Annotated in this window: 14 protein-coding genes; 8 read left to right on the top strand and 6 right to left on the bottom strand. The window is 59.3% G+C overall.

Going from position 1 to position 14,876, the window contains the following annotated elements; translation table 11 throughout:
- Positions 1 to 672: 672 nt before the first annotated feature.
- Positions 673 to 1,395 (top strand): response regulator, encoded by a 723-nt coding sequence (locus ACM6IR_RS05740; protein ID WP_414906798.1) that lies wholly within the window; start codon positions 673 to 675, stop codon positions 1,393 to 1,395.
- Positions 1,392 to 3,002: an ATP-binding protein gene (locus tag ACM6IR_RS05735; RefSeq protein ID WP_414906797.1), complete on the top strand. Its 1,611-nt coding sequence runs from the start codon at positions 1,392 to 1,394 to the stop codon at positions 3,000 to 3,002. Before ACM6IR_RS05740 ends, ACM6IR_RS05735 begins: the two co-directional genes overlap by 4 nt.
- Before the next feature lie 150 nt (positions 3,003 to 3,152).
- Here ACM6IR_RS05735 and ACM6IR_RS05730 read toward each other — a convergent pair whose 3' ends face one another.
- Together ACM6IR_RS05730 and ACM6IR_RS05725 are read right to left on the bottom strand one after the other, a co-directional pair.
- Complete coding sequence (locus ACM6IR_RS05730) at positions 3,153 to 3,878, bottom strand: 4'-phosphopantetheinyl transferase family protein (RefSeq protein WP_414906796.1); 726 nt, start codon at positions 3,876 to 3,878, stop codon at positions 3,153 to 3,155.
- 115 nt (positions 3,879 to 3,993) lie between these two features.
- On the bottom strand, positions 3,994 to 4,785 hold the full coding sequence (locus ACM6IR_RS05725) for a dienelactone hydrolase family protein (RefSeq protein WP_414906795.1): 792 nt from the start codon (positions 4,783 to 4,785) through the stop codon (positions 3,994 to 3,996).
- Between the two features lie 260 nt (positions 4,786 to 5,045).
- On the opposite strand from ACM6IR_RS05725, the gene ACM6IR_RS05720 reads away from it, so the two are divergent.
- Positions 5,046 to 5,723, top strand: coding sequence for a response regulator (locus tag ACM6IR_RS05720; RefSeq protein ID WP_414906794.1), 678 nt, complete (start codon positions 5,046 to 5,048; stop codon positions 5,721 to 5,723).
- A complete protein-coding gene (locus ACM6IR_RS05715; RefSeq protein ID WP_414906793.1) occupies positions 5,720 to 7,066 on the top strand; it encodes an ATP-binding protein in 1,347 nt (448 codons plus the stop codon). Before ACM6IR_RS05720 ends, ACM6IR_RS05715 begins: the two co-directional genes overlap by 4 nt.
- A 66-nt stretch (positions 7,067 to 7,132) precedes the next feature.
- On the opposite strand, the gene ACM6IR_RS05710 is transcribed toward ACM6IR_RS05715, so the two are convergent.
- Positions 7,133 to 8,146 carry an AraC family transcriptional regulator gene (locus tag ACM6IR_RS05710; RefSeq protein WP_414906792.1) on the bottom strand — a complete coding sequence of 338 codons (1,014 nt, stop codon included), beginning with the start codon at positions 8,144 to 8,146 and terminating at the stop codon, positions 7,133 to 7,135.
- Positions 8,147 to 8,483: 337 nt separating this feature from the next.
- Here ACM6IR_RS05710 and ACM6IR_RS05705 point away from each other — a divergent pair, with 337 nt between their 5' ends.
- Positions 8,484 to 9,818 (top strand): dicarboxylate/amino acid:cation symporter, encoded by a 1,335-nt coding sequence (locus ACM6IR_RS05705; RefSeq protein ID WP_414906791.1) that lies wholly within the window; start codon positions 8,484 to 8,486, stop codon positions 9,816 to 9,818.
- A 144-nt stretch (positions 9,819 to 9,962) separates the two neighbouring features.
- A complete protein-coding gene (locus ACM6IR_RS05700) occupies positions 9,963 to 11,144 on the top strand; it encodes a CaiB/BaiF CoA transferase family protein (protein WP_414906790.1) in 1,182 nt (393 codons plus the stop codon).
- A 120-nt stretch (positions 11,145 to 11,264) separates the two neighbouring features.
- Here the strand turns inward: ACM6IR_RS05700 and ACM6IR_RS05695 are convergent, their stop codons facing one another.
- Together ACM6IR_RS05695 and ACM6IR_RS05690 are read right to left on the bottom strand one after the other, a co-directional pair.
- Complete coding sequence (locus ACM6IR_RS05695; protein ID WP_414906789.1) at positions 11,265 to 11,759, bottom strand: SprT family zinc-dependent metalloprotease; 495 nt, start codon at positions 11,757 to 11,759, stop codon at positions 11,265 to 11,267.
- A gap of 158 nt (positions 11,760 to 11,917) precedes the next feature.
- Positions 11,918 to 12,520: a Yip1 family protein gene (locus ACM6IR_RS05690; protein WP_150633350.1), complete on the bottom strand. Its 603-nt coding sequence runs from the start codon at positions 12,518 to 12,520 to the stop codon at positions 11,918 to 11,920.
- A 268-nt stretch (positions 12,521 to 12,788) separates the two neighbouring features.
- On the opposite strand from ACM6IR_RS05690, the gene ttcA reads away from it, so the two are divergent.
- Together ttcA and ACM6IR_RS05680 are read left to right on the top strand one after the other, a co-directional pair.
- The gene (ttcA, locus tag ACM6IR_RS05685) at positions 12,789 to 13,613 is read left to right on the top strand and encodes a tRNA 2-thiocytidine(32) synthetase TtcA (protein WP_414906788.1); all 825 of its coding nucleotides are present in this window, start codon (positions 12,789 to 12,791) and stop codon (positions 13,611 to 13,613) included.
- Between the two features lie 64 nt (positions 13,614 to 13,677).
- A complete protein-coding gene (locus ACM6IR_RS05680; protein WP_414906787.1) occupies positions 13,678 to 14,352 on the top strand; it encodes a DNA-3-methyladenine glycosylase I in 675 nt (224 codons plus the stop codon).
- Between the two features lie 97 nt (positions 14,353 to 14,449).
- Here the strand turns inward: ACM6IR_RS05680 and ACM6IR_RS05675 are convergent, their stop codons facing one another.
- A complete protein-coding gene (locus tag ACM6IR_RS05675) occupies positions 14,450 to 14,875 on the bottom strand; it encodes a DUF2069 domain-containing protein (protein WP_414906786.1) in 426 nt (141 codons plus the stop codon).
- Between the last annotated feature and the right edge of the window lies 1 nt (position 14,876).

The raw sequence follows: 14,876 nt of genomic DNA, 5'->3' as shown, positions 1-14,876 counted from the left end.
CCTGAAGCACTACAACCGACGGGCGTCGGGCATAACAACTTCGGGACAGTAGGAAAAAGGCTAATGATGCCGCTTCCTTGCCGAAGTCTTTGGCTGCGAGCCTGGGCTCGAAACCGGATTCCATTCCGGGTGGCAGTAATCTCTGCAACACCCGTACCGTTCTGGCCGTTCAGGCCTGAAAAAACGGTGCCATCCGCCGGTGCGGTTTGGGCTTGTAAAATCACGCTTGGTTCAACCATAAACAGGCAATAAAGCGCTTGAGTTTCTGGTCTGAAATGTGGTTGGGCTATTTAGCAAAAACCCTACATGTAGGGTTTTTTTTGCGCCGACCTACAAGATAATGCGTTTTGGAGGGTGTTGCAACGTACTGCCTGTGGATAAACCTGTGCGTAAATTGTGTGTGAAAGTTGGAACGGGCGTGTAGGCCGCGACATAGCTGGAGCGGACCGTTTTTCACTGATTTTCTATGATTGAAAACGGTCAGCCGGGTTTTTAAGGGCGCGAACCCTATCACAAAAAAACAGCGACTCCGAACGCATTTGCCGGCTTGTGTTCTCGGTAAGCGGCGTTTATACAATCGGCCAGTACTGACGCATCCTTATCCTCCCCCATCATTACAAAAAGACGGGTGGATCCTTCCTTATAAGTGTTGTTGGCAAGCAGAGGTCACCCGTGGAGCAAGAAGCCTGGCAAATATTGATTGTGGAGGACGACCAGCGTCTGGCCGAACTGACCCGCGATTACCTTGAAGCCAATGGCCTGCGCGTGTCGATCGAAGGCGATGGGGCGCGGGCGGTGGCGCGCATTCTCAGCGAGCAACCGGACCTGGTCATCCTCGACCTGATGCTTCCCGGCGAAGATGGCCTGAGCATCTGCCGCAAGGTCCGCGATCGTTACGACGGACCGATCCTGATGCTCACGGCCCGTACCGATGACACTGACCAGATCCTCGGCCTCGATCTGGGTGCCGACGACTACGTTTGCAAGCCCGTTCGCCCACGCCTGCTGCTGGCGCGCATCCAGGCCCTGCTGCGACGCAGTGAAGCCCCGGAAGTGGCCCCGGAAAAACAACGACGTTTGCAGTTCGGCCCGCTGGTGGTGGATAACGCGTTGCGCGAAGCGTGGCTGCATGACGTCGGTATCGAATTGACCAGCGCCGAGTTCGACCTGCTCTGGCTGCTGGTGGCGAATGCCGGGCGCATTCTGTCCCGGGAAGAAATCTTCACCGCGCTGCGCGGCATTGGCTATGACGGTCAGGACCGCTCCATCGACGTGCGCATCTCGCGAATTCGACCCAAGATCGGCGATGATCCTGAGCATCCGCGACTGATCAAGACCGTGCGCAGCAAAGGTTATCTGTTTGTTCCCGAGGCCTGCGCAGACCTGTCCCTGTGAACTCGATCTTTCTGCGCATTTATGGCGGCATGTGCGCGGCGCTGATTCTGGTGGCGGTGCTCGGCGTGCTGGCCTTGCACATGCTTAACCAGGTGCGCAGCGAGCAATACCGCGAGCGTCTGGCCCACGGTACGTTCTCGCTGATGGCCGGCAACCTGCAACCGATGAGCGAAACCGAGCGACATCGTGCCTTGGTGGTGTGGGAGCGATTGCTGGGGATTCCTCTGGCTTTGAAGACGTTCGCCCAGACCGATCTCGATCTTAGCCAGCGCACCCGAGTGCTGCGGGGCCAGGCGCTGGTGGAGCAGACCGGTCCGCATGCGGCGAAGGTTTACCGGTTGGTCAGCGACAAGGAACAGTTGGTGCTCACTGGCGAAGTCCAACAGATCAGCGAACAACTGGCCCGGGCCACTATTTACCTGCTGGCCGATGAGCTGGTGCGCGTACCGGTGGCCGAGCAGCCCAAGCGTCTGGCGCAAATAAAGGAAGAGAAGGGCTTTGGCTTTGATCTGCGACTGGTCACGGTCGAAGAGGCCGACATGGACGAAGACCAGAGCCGTCGGGTGTCCGAAGGCGACACGGTGATGGCGCTGGGCAAGGGCGGCGATTCGATCCGGGTATTCTCCGGGATGGTTGGTACGCCATGGGTACTGGAAATCGGCCCGCTGTATCAGATGAACCCGTATCCACCGGAGTGGCTGGTGCTGATCGCGGCCCTTGGTTTGAGCCTGATCGGTTTGATCGTTTATCTGTTGGTGCGCCAACTGGAACGCCGGTTACGCGGCCTCGAAGCCGCGGCTACGCGCATCGCCAAGGGCAGCCTGGAAACCCGCGTGCCGGCACGCGGTGCGGATTCAGTGGGGCGCTTGGCCGCGGCGTTCAATGGCATGGCCGAGCACTTGCAGCAATTGCTGGCGATCCAGCGGGAACTGGTGCGTGCCGTGTCCCACGAATTGCGCACACCGGTGGCGCGGCTGCGTTTTGGCCTGGAGATGATCGGCTCGGCGACCACGCCGCAAGCGTTGGAACAGTACCGCGAAGGCATGGATCACGATATCGAGGATCTGGATCGGCTGGTGGACGAGATGCTGACGTATGCGCGGTTGGAGCAGGGCTCGCCGGCCCTGAATTTTCAGCGGATCGATCTGGATGCACTGGTCAATCAAGTCATTGAGGAGCTCGCGCCACTGCGGGCCGAGGTCACGGTCCAGCGCGGTTTGTGCCTGTCGGCTGCCGATTGCGACGACGCGTGGGTCGAGGCGGAGCCGCGTTATTTGCATCGGGCAATACAGAACCTGGTGAGTAACGCCATGCGTCACGCGTCGTCCCGGGTGACCGTCAGTTATCAGGTGGGGCAGCAACGCTGTCGGGTGGATATAGAGGATGACGGGCCAGGCGTGCCGGAAAATGCCTGGGAGAGAATCTTCACCCCGTTCCTGCGTCTCGATGACAGCCGGACCCGCGCCTCGGGCGGACATGGGTTGGGGTTGTCTATCGTGCGGCGGATTATTCATTGGCACGACGGACGGGCATTGATCAGCAAAAGCAAAAATCTGGGTGGCGCGTGTTTCAGCCTGAGTTGGCCGAGGAATCAGGAAAAACGTTGAAGCCTTGCACATGATCCGTAGCAGCTGGCGAAGCCTGCGTTCGGCTGCGAAGCAGTCGTGAATCCTGCGCACGAGGTTTATCTGAAACACCGCACTGGTTTTAACGACTGCTTCGCAGCCGAACGCAGGCTTCGCCAGCTGCTACAGGGGTCAGGCCTTGATACCGACCAGACTCAATAACTGCCCATCCACAACCCCAAACTGTGCATCCAGCTCGGTGCCGTAGCGCCATTCGCTGGACAGGTCGGTCAGCAACCGCAGTCGTACCTGACCGCTCTCGGTCCATTCCAGCACCTCGGCGTGTTCGAAATAGAAGCGTTTCTGCACGATCGGGTAAAGCGCCTTGAACAAACTTTCCTTCACCGAAAACGTCAGCGTCACCCATATGGCCAGTTGATCGCGACGGCCGGCGGCCATGCGCTGCAATTCCGGGGGCGTGAGGATTTCCCCGGCCAGGCGTTCGGCCCGGTCAGGATTGAGCAGGTTTTCCAGGTCCATTCCCAGTCCGCGCCAATTGGACTTCTTTGCGACGATCGCGGCGGCCCGGCCGGTGCTGTGAGTGATCGAGCCGGTGATGTGCGGCGGCCACACGGGCGCTCGGTCTTCACCAACGGCCGGGCTGTGGCTCAGTCCTTCCAGCTGTTGCAACGCGGCCCGCGCGCAGATCCGTCCGGCGAGAAACTCCGCCTGACGCTTGGCGACCGAGCGCTGGATGCTGGCGGGGGGCTCGATGGCGCTACGCTGAAAATCATCGCTGGCCAGTTGCGAGGTATCGAAGTGGGTACTCAGCAGCACGGTATCGGGCAGCACAAAGGGCAGCGGCCAATGGGCATCGAGCGGGGTGCAGCAGGCGGGTAGGGCGGGGGCGGGATTCATGTCGGGCATTTTGCCGGGTTGCTTGGTGTGAGGGTAGTGTCAGTTGAACCGCGTCATCGTTCTTCGCGGGCAAGCCTCGCTCCTACAGCGAAGAACGATGACGCGGTCTGTCTGATCAACCAAAAATTTTCTTGAAGAACGCCTTCATATCCGCCCATGAGCGTTCATCTGCCGCTTTGTTGTAACCAATATCCGGCCCACCATGATCGCCATGACTCAGACGATCCGCATCAGGATTGCTGAAACCGTGCTTGGCGCCATCCAGGCTGACGAATTTGTAATCGGCCCCGGCCTTGTCCATCTCGGCCTTGAACGCCGCTACATTATCCGCCGTCACCATGCTGTCCAGCGCACCGTGCTCGACCAGGATTTTCGCTTTTACGCTGCCCGGCGTTGCCGGTGTATTGGTCGCCAGTGCACCGTGGAAACTCACCACGCCGGCCAGCGGCTCGCCCTGTCGGGCTGCGTTCAGTACCACTCCGCCGCCGAAGCAGTAACCGATGGCGGCGAGCTTGTCCGGATTGGTTTGTGGCTGCTTCTTCAGCAAGTCGAGCCCGGCCTGGAACCGTGCGCTGGCCACGGCACTGTCCTTCAGCACGGCTTGCATAAAGGCCATGGCGTCCTTGGGATGTTCGGTGTTTTTTCCGTCGCCATACATGTCGATGGCCAGTGCGCTGTAGCCCAACCCGGCCAAGTCTCGTGCGCGGCGCTTGGCGTAATCGTTCAGGCCCCAGAATTCATGCACCACCACGACACCCGGGCGCGGACCTTTAATGGCATCGTCGTAGGCGTAGTAGCCGATCATTTTGGTACCGTCGGCGCTTTGGTAGGGAATCTCCTGGGTCTTGATCGCGGCTTGGCTGAGGCCGCACAAAGCCAGTAATACGAGGGAGAGAAACACGCGCATGGTTGAATCTCCTGTAAGGAAGTCATCAGGACAGCCTAGTCGATCTGATTCAGCTCAGGTTCAGTGTGCGTTCAGGGCCGGGTGCGTAACCTTGCTTACGACAACGTGTCTGTCTCGCACAATGGCATTAAACTCCGTGAGGAAGGTCTCATGGGTCGCTACGATCTGTCCTGACTGGTGGATGGCGGCGAACAATCGCGCTGTTAGCCATCGGGGTACACCGTTGCCTTTGGAGAGGTTGATTTACCCGGGAGAGCGTTATGAAACTGCTGGTCGTCGAAGATGAAGCGCTGTTGCGCCATCACCTGCAAACCCGCCTGACAGATAGCGGCCATGTGGTCGAATCCGTGGCCAATGCCGAGGAGGCGCTGTACCAGACCGAACAGTTCAACCATGACCTGGCGGTGATCGACCTCGGACTGCCGGGCATGGGCGGGCTTGACCTGATCCGTCAGTTGCGCGCCCGGGGCAAGACGTTTCCGATTCTGATCCTCACCGCACGCGGCAACTGGCAGGACAAGGTCGAAGGCCTGGCCGCCGGCGCTGATGATTACGTGGTCAAGCCGTTCCAGTTCGAAGAGCTGGACGCGCGGCTCAATGCTTTGCTGCGCCGCTCCAGTGGTTTCACTCAATCGACGATTGTGGCGGGGCCGCTGCTACTTGACCTCAATCGCAAGCAGGCGTCTCTCGATGAACAACCGCTGGCGCTGACCGCATACGAGTACCGGATCCTCGAGTACCTGATGCGGCATCACCGGCAAGTGGTGGCCAAGGACCGCTTGATGGAACAGCTCTACCCGGACGACGACGAGCGTGATCCAAACGTGATCGAAGTGCTCGTCGGTCGTCTGCGCCGCAAACTCGAAGGCCCGACCGGATTCAAGCCGATCGATACCGTGCGCGGCCTCGGCTACCTGTTCAACGAGCGCTGCACTTGATTCGTTCTCTTCGCGTTCGTTTGATGCTCGCCGCCACCCTCCTGGCGGTGTTGTTCATGTTGGCGTTGCTACCGGCGATGCAGGGCGCGTTCAGCCTGGCGTTGCAGGATTCGATCGAGCAGCGCCTGGCGTCGGATGTCACCACGCTGATCTCCGCCGCCCGGGTGGAGAACAATCAATTGCAGATGCCGACGCAATTGCCCGATGAACGCTTCAACCTGACCGACAGCCGTTTGCTCGGCTACATCTACGACCGCGAAGGCCAGCTGGTCTGGCGCTCGAAAGGCACCCAGGAAGAGAACATCAATTACAAACCGCGTTACGACGGACGCGGTAACGAGTTTGCGAGGATTCGCGAGGCCAATGGCCAGGAATTCTTTGTCTATGACGTCGAGGTCAAACTGCTGGGCGGAAAAAGTGCGGCGTTCAGCATCGTCGCGTTGCAACCGGTGCGTGAGTACGAAGCTACCCTCGCAGGTTTGCGGGAAAATCTCTATCTGGGGTTTGGCGCAGCCTTGCTGGTGCTGCTGGCGTTGCTGTGGATCGGCCTGACCTGGGGCTTGCAGGCGTTGCGCCGGCTGAGTCAGGAACTCGACGAGATTGAAAACGGCACCCGCGAAAGCCTCAGTGAACAACACCCGCGCGAACTGCTGCGCCTGACCGGTTCCCTCAACCGCTTGCTGCACAGCGAGCGCGAGCAACGCAGCCGTTACCGTGATTCATTGGATGACCTGGCTCACAGCCTGAAAACGCCGTTGACGGTGTTACAAGGCGTCAGCGAGGACATGGCTCAGCACCCCGAAAATCGCGATCAAGCCTGGATGCTGCAAACCCAGATCGAGCGCATGAGCCAACAAATCAGCTATCAGTTGCAACGCGCCAGCCTGCGCAAAAGTGGCCTGGTGCGCCATCAGGTACGCTTGCAGCCGGTGCTGAAAAGCCTCTGCGACACGCTGGACAAGGTGTATCGCGACAAACGCGTGCGGGTGGCTTTCGATCTGCCGGATCCGTGTTACGTGCCGATCGAGCAGGGCGCCTTGCTGGAGATGATGGGCAACCTGCTGGAAAACGCCTATCGCCTGTGCCTGGGCGAAGTGCGCATCAGCGTGCGTGAGACGCTCAGCGCCGTCGAGTTGTGTGTCGAGGATGATGGGCCCGGTGTGCCACCGGACCAGCGTGTGCGGATACTTCAGCGCGGCGAAAGGCTTGATCGTCAGCATCCGGGGCAGGGGATTGGCTTGGCGGTGGTCAAGGACATCATCGAGAGCTACAGCGCGAAACTGACCCTGGGAGATTCGCCCATGGGCGGGGCGGCGTTCCGGATTCATTTTCCGGTGGTTTGATGGTGGGTTTGCCGGCCTCTTCGCGAGCCTGCTCGCGAAGGAGCCAGTCAATTCACCACAAAAAACTCACTTCTCCTGGGCGCGATAAGCCCCTGGCGTCAATCCGGTCCACTTCTTGAACGCCCGGTGAAACGCCGAAGGCTCGGAAAACCCTAACTGCTCGGCAATCTGTTGCAATGACAGGTCGGCACGCCCCAAGTGATAAATCGCAATGTCCCGGCGTAACTGATCCTTCAACGCCTGAAAACTTGAACCCTCTTCCCGCAGATGCCGGCGCAAGGTCTGCGGGCTGATGTGCAGGTGCGCGGCCACCGCTTCAAGATCCGGCCAGCGTGAACTGTCGCGGCTAAGCAGGCGCCGCAACTGGCTGCTCAGGCTATCGCCGTCATCCGGGCGGGCCAACAGGTCGGCGGGCGAGCGTTCGAGGAAATGCTTGAGGGTCCGCTCATCCTGTAACAACGGCATGTCCAGGTAGCGACGGTGAAACAGCAGGCTGCTCTGCGCCGTCGTGCTCTTTACTTCGGAAAACACCATCGGGCAAGGAAACAGCAAATCGTATTCGGCGCCATGCTCAGGCTTCGGGTAGCTGAAGGTGGCCTGTTCCAGACGTATTCGCTGGCCGATCAGCCAGCTGGCGAGGCGATGCCACACCATCAGCTGGCTTTCGGTGAGGAAATGGTCGGGGTCGCAAAACTGCGAATCGTCCAGGCTGAGGCGGACCATTTCCTCTTCACGGGTCAGGGCCAGACGCGGCCCCTCGGGGAATAGGCTATAAAACAATAAGCCGCGATGGAGCGCTTTATCCAGATTGCGGCAGTGGATCAGGGCGTGGCACATCATCGCGAAGCTGCCGGTTTTGCTCGGGGCCGGGCCGAAGCCAAGGTATTCGTCGTCGAGCGCCAGCCACAACCCCTGGATCAATCGGGTGAACTGCTCAGGGGCAATTCGCGCACGCGGCTCATCCAGCCATTCGGGACTGATGCCGAGTTGTTGCAGAAGATTTGAATAGTCGTATCCCAGCCGGCGCGCGCCACCGAGGGCTGCACGGGCGAAATGACTGGCGATGGTGCGTTCGCGCATAGCAGGCAGGTCCGTCCATTGAATGGCGGATAGTAGACGTGGTGTCTGGTGATGAACAAGGCGGATATCCGCCAAATTGCAGGAGGTGTTTTGGCGGATAGGCGGAAATCCGCCACTGTGCAGTCACCGGTCGGTTACAAGGAATAAGCTGTAACCCTTGATGTCGAAAGGCTTGCAGGCAGTTCGGCAAAGGTGGCACGGGCCTTGCGATACAACGAGCAGATGCTTGCCACGCGCAGCTCGAAAAACAAATCCCTCCAGTGCAGGAGGGTTCGCAATTCAGGTGTCAGGGACAACAGATGGATGTTGTCGGCGGGCACTCTTGAGGAACTTTGCAATGACGACTCGTCAGCCACTGTACAAATCCCTGTATTTTCAGGTGATCGTTGCCATCGCCATCGGCATCCTGGTCGGTCACTTCTACCCGCAGACCGGTGTGGCCCTCAAGCCGCTGGGTGACGGGTTCATCAAGCTGATCAAAATGATCATCGCCCCGATCATCTTCTGCACCGTCGTCAGCGGTATTGCAGGCATGCAGAGCATGAAATCGGTCGGCAAGACGGGCGGTTACGCGCTGCTCTACTTCGAAATCGTTTCGACCATCGCCCTGCTGGTGGGCCTGGTGGTGGTCAACGTCGTGCAACCGGGTGCCGGCATGCACATCGACGTGACGACCCTGGATGCCTCCAAAGTCGCTCAGTATGTCGCAGCCGGTGCTGATCAAAGCGTCATTGGCTTTCTGTTGAACATCATCCCGAACACCATCATCGGCGCGTTCGCGACCGGTGACATCCTTCAAGTGCTGATGTTCTCGGTGATCTTCGGTTTCGCCCTGCATCGCCTGGGTGCCTACGGCAAGCCGATCCTGGACTTCATCGATCGCTTCGCTCACGTGATGTTCAACATCATCAACATGATCATGAAGCTCGCGCCACTCGGTGCCTTGGGCGCCATGGCGTTCACCATCGGTGCGTACGGTGTTGGTTCGCTGGTGCAACTGGGTCAGTTGATGGCGTGCTTCTACATCACTTGCCTGGTGTTCGTGCTCGTTGTGCTGGGCGCTATCGCTCGCGCTCACGGCTTCAGCGTGCTGAAAGTGATTCGCTACATCCGTGAAGAACTGCTGATTGTGCTGGGGACTTCTTCGTCGGAATCGGTGCTGCCACGCATGCTGATCAAGATGGAGCGTCTGGGTGCGAAGAAATCCGTGGTAGGCCTGGTGATCCCGACCGGTTACTCGTTCAACCTGGACGGTACGGCGATCTACCTGACCATGGCGGCCGTGTTCATCGCTCAGGCGACCGACACCCACATGGACATCACTCACCAGATCACGCTGCTGGTGGTGTTGCTGCTGTCCTCCAAAGGCGCTGCTGGCGTGACCGGTAGCGGCTTCATTGTGCTGGCGGCCACCCTGTCTGCCGTGGGTCACTTGCCGGTGGCCGGTCTGGCGCTGATCCTCGGGATCGACCGTTTCATGTCTGAAGCCCGTGCGCTGACCAATCTGGTCGGTAACGCGGTTGCCACCCTGGTGGTAGCCAAGTGGGTCAAGGAACTGGACGTTGACGTGATGCATGCGGAACTGGCTTCCGGCGGTCGCGGTATTTCCGACGAGCGCGCTGAAGACGACCTGGGTGTGGCCGAAGGCCCAACCCCGAGCAACGTCAAGTAACACTCGCTGTCATGAAAAAACCCGCTTCGGCGGGTTTTTTTTGCCTGCGATTCGAGCGCAACGGTCAGCGCATCTGACGCATAAGGTGATTGCTGCGAGGCCGCCGGCTGCCTAGGCTGGGGGCATTGTTTAGGGAGAACGCTCATGCTCGGTCCACTGGCATCACTCAAGGTTCTGGATTTCTCGACACTGCTGCCGGGGCCGTTCGCCTCGTTGTTGCTGGCGGACATGGGCGCCGAGGTCTTGCGCATCGAGTCACCGACCCGCATGGATCTGTTGCGAGTGCTGCCCCCGCACGATCGGGGCGTCTCCGTCAGCCATGCCTACCTCAATCGCAACAAGCGCAGCCTCGCGCTGGATCTCAAGCAACCTGAAGCGCTGGAAGTGGTCAAGCAGTTGCTCAAGGACCACGACATCGTGCTGGAGCAGTTCCGCCCCGGCGTAATGGAGCGACTGGGCCTGGGCTATGAAGCCTTGAAGGCAATCAATCCGAAGCTGATCTACGTTTCGATCACCGGTTACGGGCAGACCGGCCCCTACAAGGACCGCGCCGGCCATGACATCAACTACCTGGCGCTCGCGGGGCTGGCGAGCTACACCGGCCGCGCCGACAGTGGGCCGCTGCCTTTGGGGATGCAGGTGGCGGATATTGCCGGTGGCTCGTTGCACGGGGTCATCGGCCTGTTGGCGGCGGTTATCGCCCGGCAGCACACCGGGCAGGGGCAGCACCTGGACGTCAGCATGACCGACTGCGCTTTCAGCCTGAACGCCATGGCTGGCGCAGGGTATCTGGCCTGTGGCGAGGAGCCGGGCAGGGAAGAGCAGATGCTCAATGGCGGCAGTTTCTACGACTATTACCGTTCGCGGGATGGGCGCTGGTTGTCGGTGGGCAGCCTGGAGCCGGCATTTATGCAGCAACTGTGCACGGCGTTGGGGCGGCCGGAACTGGCGGCCCAGGGCTTGTCGCCCAAACCCGAGCAGCAACAGGCGCTGAAGAATGAGCTGAAAATCGAATTCGAGAGGCATGACTTTGCCGAACTGTGCACGTTGTTTGCCGGGGTCGATGCGTGTGTCGAGCCGGTGTTGAGTGTAGGCGAGGCGGTGAGGCATCCGCATTTGAAGGCGCGGGCGTTGGTGACCGAGGTGCCCTGGGGTGACGGGACGACTCAGGCGCAGATGGCGTGTCCGTTGAAATTTTCTGCTGGGTTGCCTGAACCGCGGCATACCGGTGCGGCGGTGGGGGAGCATACAGATCAGGTGTTGGGGGAGTTGGGGTTTAGTGCTGAGCGGATTGCAGAATTGCGGCGTGCCAAGGTGGTTGTGTAGTGGGTTTTAGGGACCCTTCGCGAGCAAGCTCGCTCCCACAGGGGATTTTTGGCGCGACATACATCCAGTGTGGGAGCGAGCTTGCTCGCGATGGGGCCAGATCAAACACCCAAAAACCGATCACTCGACCCGCATCTCCCCACTGAACACCAATGTGCTGCGGCATCGGCGGCACAAATACCGCCGTCCCTGCCGCACCAAACCATGACGCTGCGCCGAAAACGGGAAATCACTGTCGGCGCATGGGCATTTGTAGATGTAGCGAGTCACCCTGCGACGTTTGACGTCATAGGTATGGCAACGATTGGGCGGCAGTTCATACACGCCGCGCATGATCAACTGCCACTCTTCGCCATGGGGCTGGATACGGTCGCCGAACAGTTGATGGGCGATCAGGTGCGCGACTTCATGGGCTACGGTCTGCTTGAGGAAGTCTTCGGAGTTTTCCCGGTACAGCTGCGGATTGAAGCGCAGCAGGTTCTCGTGCAAATGCGCGACACCGGCTTTTTGCCCGCGCAGCTTGAGGCTCACCACGGGGCGTTTGAAAGGTCGTTTGAAAAATGATTCGGCTTGCAGGTAACAGTCTTCGACGCGGGTATTGAGTTGCTCGGGCATGCTTGATGGATCTCCAGAGACGTCGAGTATGCCGCAACCCCGGGGCCTTGCGAATCGCCGAGGCGCCGAATGGTCGTCGCTGTATACGGTTCCGAAAAATTAGAAGGCCGCCTTGCGGCGGCCTGTGTTGGCAGATCTAGTTTTTGGGTGGAATGTTGCTAGTTCGTATAGACAGGCCCCACGCCGAGTCCCCAGACAATAACCGTGAATGCCATGATAGCGACCAGCACCACCAGGCCGACGGCGAGCACCGAACTTGAAAACAGGAATCCCTCGTCAGATGGAATGTTCATGAATGTCGGCAGCCCCACATACAACAGGTAAACCGTGTAGCAGATAGCTGCTGTCCCGACGACCATCCCCAACCACATATGTGGGTAAAGTGCCGCAAGGCCGCCAATGAACAGCGGGGTTGCGGTATAGGTCGCAAACGCAACGCAGCGTGCCAGGCTTGGATTGGCGTCATAAGTACGGGCCATCCAGTGGATGAATGCGCCCATCACCGCGACACCACCGAGCATTGCCACGTAGGACATGATCGTCATCCATAGCGCGCTTTCCTGGGTCAACATGACCGGCGCTCGGCTCCCAATGACCCAGCCGACCTGTGTGGTGCCGATAAACGCCGACACCGCAGGGATCGCCGCCAGAATCAACGTGTGCGTCAGGTACATGTGGCTGATGCTTTCTTCCTGATCGCCACGAATCTCTTTCCATTCTTGGTCAGGGTGGGTGAACAGCCCCACTACGTGATGGATCATGCCAGTCACTCCTCTTGTTTTTACCGTCGCCCCCCAGTGGAGCGCTTACGGACCAAAGTGGCCAAGTAAGTAATAGGTCTGGATATGTGTGCGACCTTATGTCGCAGTATAGAAAGGACTTACCGGCGCAGGTGATAGGGCTTAGAGCAAATCGCGCTGTAAAAGACAGCGCTAATCGCTGCAGGATCTGGGGGGCGGGGGGACTTCGCCCACGTGGTGTTTTTTGCGTAAAATGCCGACCTTTCGTCACACCTCACGGATTCGCGTCATGGGCACTCTTACGGTCAACCAGAACAAACTGCAAAAGCGCCTTCGCCGCCAGGCCGGTGAGGCTATTGCCGATTTCAACATGATTGAAGACGGCGACAAGGTCATGGTCTGCCTGTCGGGTGGCAAGGACAGCTACACCATGCTCGACGTGCTGATGCATTTGCAGAAGGTCGCTCCGATCAAGTTCGACATCGTGGCCGTGAACATGGACCAGAAGCAGCCAGGTTTTCCCGAAGACGTGCTGCCGGCTTACCTCAAGGGGCTGGGCATCGAGTACCACATTGTCGAGAAAGACACCTATTCGGTGGTCAAGGAGCTGATCCCGGAAGGCAAGACCACCTGTTCGCTGTGTTCGCGCTTGCGTCGCGGCACGCTCTACACCTTTGCCGACGAAATCGGCGCGACCAAAATGGCCCTCGGCCACCATCGCGACGATATCGTCGAGACGTTCTTCCTCAACATGTTCTTCAACGGCTCGCTGAAGGCCATGCCGCCGAAACTGCGCGCCGATGACGGTCGCAACGTGGTGATCCGCCCGTTGGCCTACTGCAACGAAAAAGACATCCAGGCCTACTCGGACCTCAAGCAATTCCCGATCATCCCGTGCAACCTCTGTGGTTCTCAGGAAAACCTGCAACGTCAGGTGGTCAAAGACATGCTGCAGGAGTGGGAGCGCAAGACCCCGGGCCGTACCGAGAGTATTTTCCGCAGCTTGCAGAACGTGATTCCGTCGCAACTGGCGGACCGTAACCTGTTCGACTTCACCAACCTGCGCATCGACGAAACCGCCGCGTCGCGGTTCGTCAACGTAGTAAATCTCTAAACAACCTGTGGGAGCGAGCAGGCTCGCTCCCACAGGTTTTTCATTTCATTCCTCAGGAGAGGGCATGCGTGATTACAAGTGGCTGCATGAATACTGTCTGAACCGTTTCGGTTCGGCGGCTGAACTGGAAGCCCATCTGCCCGTTCCCAAGACCCCGGCGCAATTGCGCAAGATCAGCGACGATCGCTACCTCTCGACCATGGCCCTGCGCGTGTTCCGTGCCGGGCTCAAGCACAGTCTGGTGGATGCGAAATGGCCAGCGTTCGAAGAAGTGTTTTTCAAGTTCGACCCGGAAAAAGTCGTGCTGATGAGCGCCGAGCACCTGGAGCGCCTGATGCAGGATGCGCGGATCATCCGCCACCTGGGCAAGCTCAAAAGTGTGCCGCGCAATGCGCAGTTCGTGCTGGACGTGGCGCATGAGAAGGGCAGCTTCGGCGCGTTGATCGCCGATTGGCCGGTGACGGATATCGTTGGGTTGTGGACGTACTTGAAAAAGCGCGGCCATCAACTGGGTGGGTTGTCGGCGCCGCGCTTCTTGCGGATGGTCGGCAAAGACACCTTTGTGCCGAGCTATGACGTGGTAGCGGCGTTGAATGCGCAGAAAATTGTCGACAAGGTGCCGACCAGTTTGCGCGATCTGGCCACGGTCCAGGGCGTGTTCAATCAGTGGCATGAACAAAGCGGTGGGCGGCCGATGAGCCAGATTTCGATGATGCTGGCTTATACCGTCAATCATTGAGACCGAGTCGCCTGCATCGCGAGCAAGCTCGCTCCCACATTGGCTGCGGTATATACAAAACCCCTGTGGGAGCGAGCTTGCTCGCGATGGCGGTATATCAGGCGACGGAGGTTTCGCCTTCACCCGCCAACTTACGATTCAACTGAAACCGCCACCGCACATACAACAACGCCGAGCAAAACACCGCCAGGCTCGCGCCCATCTCAAGCAGCCCGAACCACTGCCGGTTCGGGTCATACGCGGCCAATGCGCCCTTGATGAAATACAGGTTCACCACAAAACACATCCACGAATGCCCACGGGCGCTGCCGATAATCATCCCTGGCGCCAGCAACAGCAGCGGCACCAGTTCGATCAGCAAAATCACCCACGGCCGGGCGCCATGCAGGTCGGCGACCACCAGGTAATAGACGCAGAGCAATCCCACCAGCGCTAAAAAGCACAGCAGGCTGATAACGCGCATCGCCCGAACCCGGGGTTCGAGCCATTCGATGGAGGGCAGAATCTTCGGCTTCTTGGCCACG

This window comes from Pseudomonas sp. IT-P253, assembly GCF_949768125.1.
Taxonomy (GTDB): domain Bacteria; phylum Pseudomonadota; class Gammaproteobacteria; order Pseudomonadales; family Pseudomonadaceae; genus Aquipseudomonas.
The sequence above is the reverse complement of the archived record's forward strand: the minus strand, read 5'-3'. Positions and strand labels throughout refer to the sequence as shown.

Excerpts from the sequence above, each read along its gene's own strand:
- ACM6IR_RS05680 (WP_414906787.1), top strand. The coding sequence starts at position 13,678 with ATGCGTGATTACAAGTGGCTGCATGAATACTGTCTGAACCGTTTCGGT.
- ACM6IR_RS05690 (WP_150633350.1), bottom strand. The coding sequence starts at position 12,520 with ATGATCCATCACGTAGTGGGGCTGTTCACCCACCCTGACCAAGAATGG.
- ACM6IR_RS05725 (WP_414906795.1), bottom strand. The coding sequence starts at position 4,785 with ATGCGCGTGTTTCTCTCCCTCGTATTACTGGCTTTGTGCGGCCTCAGC.
- ACM6IR_RS05710 (WP_414906792.1), bottom strand. The coding sequence starts at position 8,146 with ATGCGCGAACGCACCATCGCCAGTCATTTCGCCCGTGCAGCCCTCGGT.
- ACM6IR_RS05720 (WP_414906794.1), top strand. The coding sequence starts at position 5,046 with ATGAAACTGCTGGTCGTCGAAGATGAAGCGCTGTTGCGCCATCACCTG.
- ACM6IR_RS05730 (WP_414906796.1), bottom strand. The coding sequence starts at position 3,878 with ATGAATCCCGCCCCCGCCCTACCCGCCTGCTGCACCCCGCTCGATGCC.
- ACM6IR_RS05700 (WP_414906790.1), top strand. The coding sequence starts at position 9,963 with ATGCTCGGTCCACTGGCATCACTCAAGGTTCTGGATTTCTCGACACTG.
- ACM6IR_RS05695 (WP_414906789.1), bottom strand. The coding sequence starts at position 11,759 with ATGCCCGAGCAACTCAATACCCGCGTCGAAGACTGTTACCTGCAAGCC.
- ACM6IR_RS05705 (WP_414906791.1), top strand. The coding sequence starts at position 8,484 with ATGACGACTCGTCAGCCACTGTACAAATCCCTGTATTTTCAGGTGATC.
- ttcA (WP_414906788.1), top strand. The coding sequence starts at position 12,789 with ATGGGCACTCTTACGGTCAACCAGAACAAACTGCAAAAGCGCCTTCGC.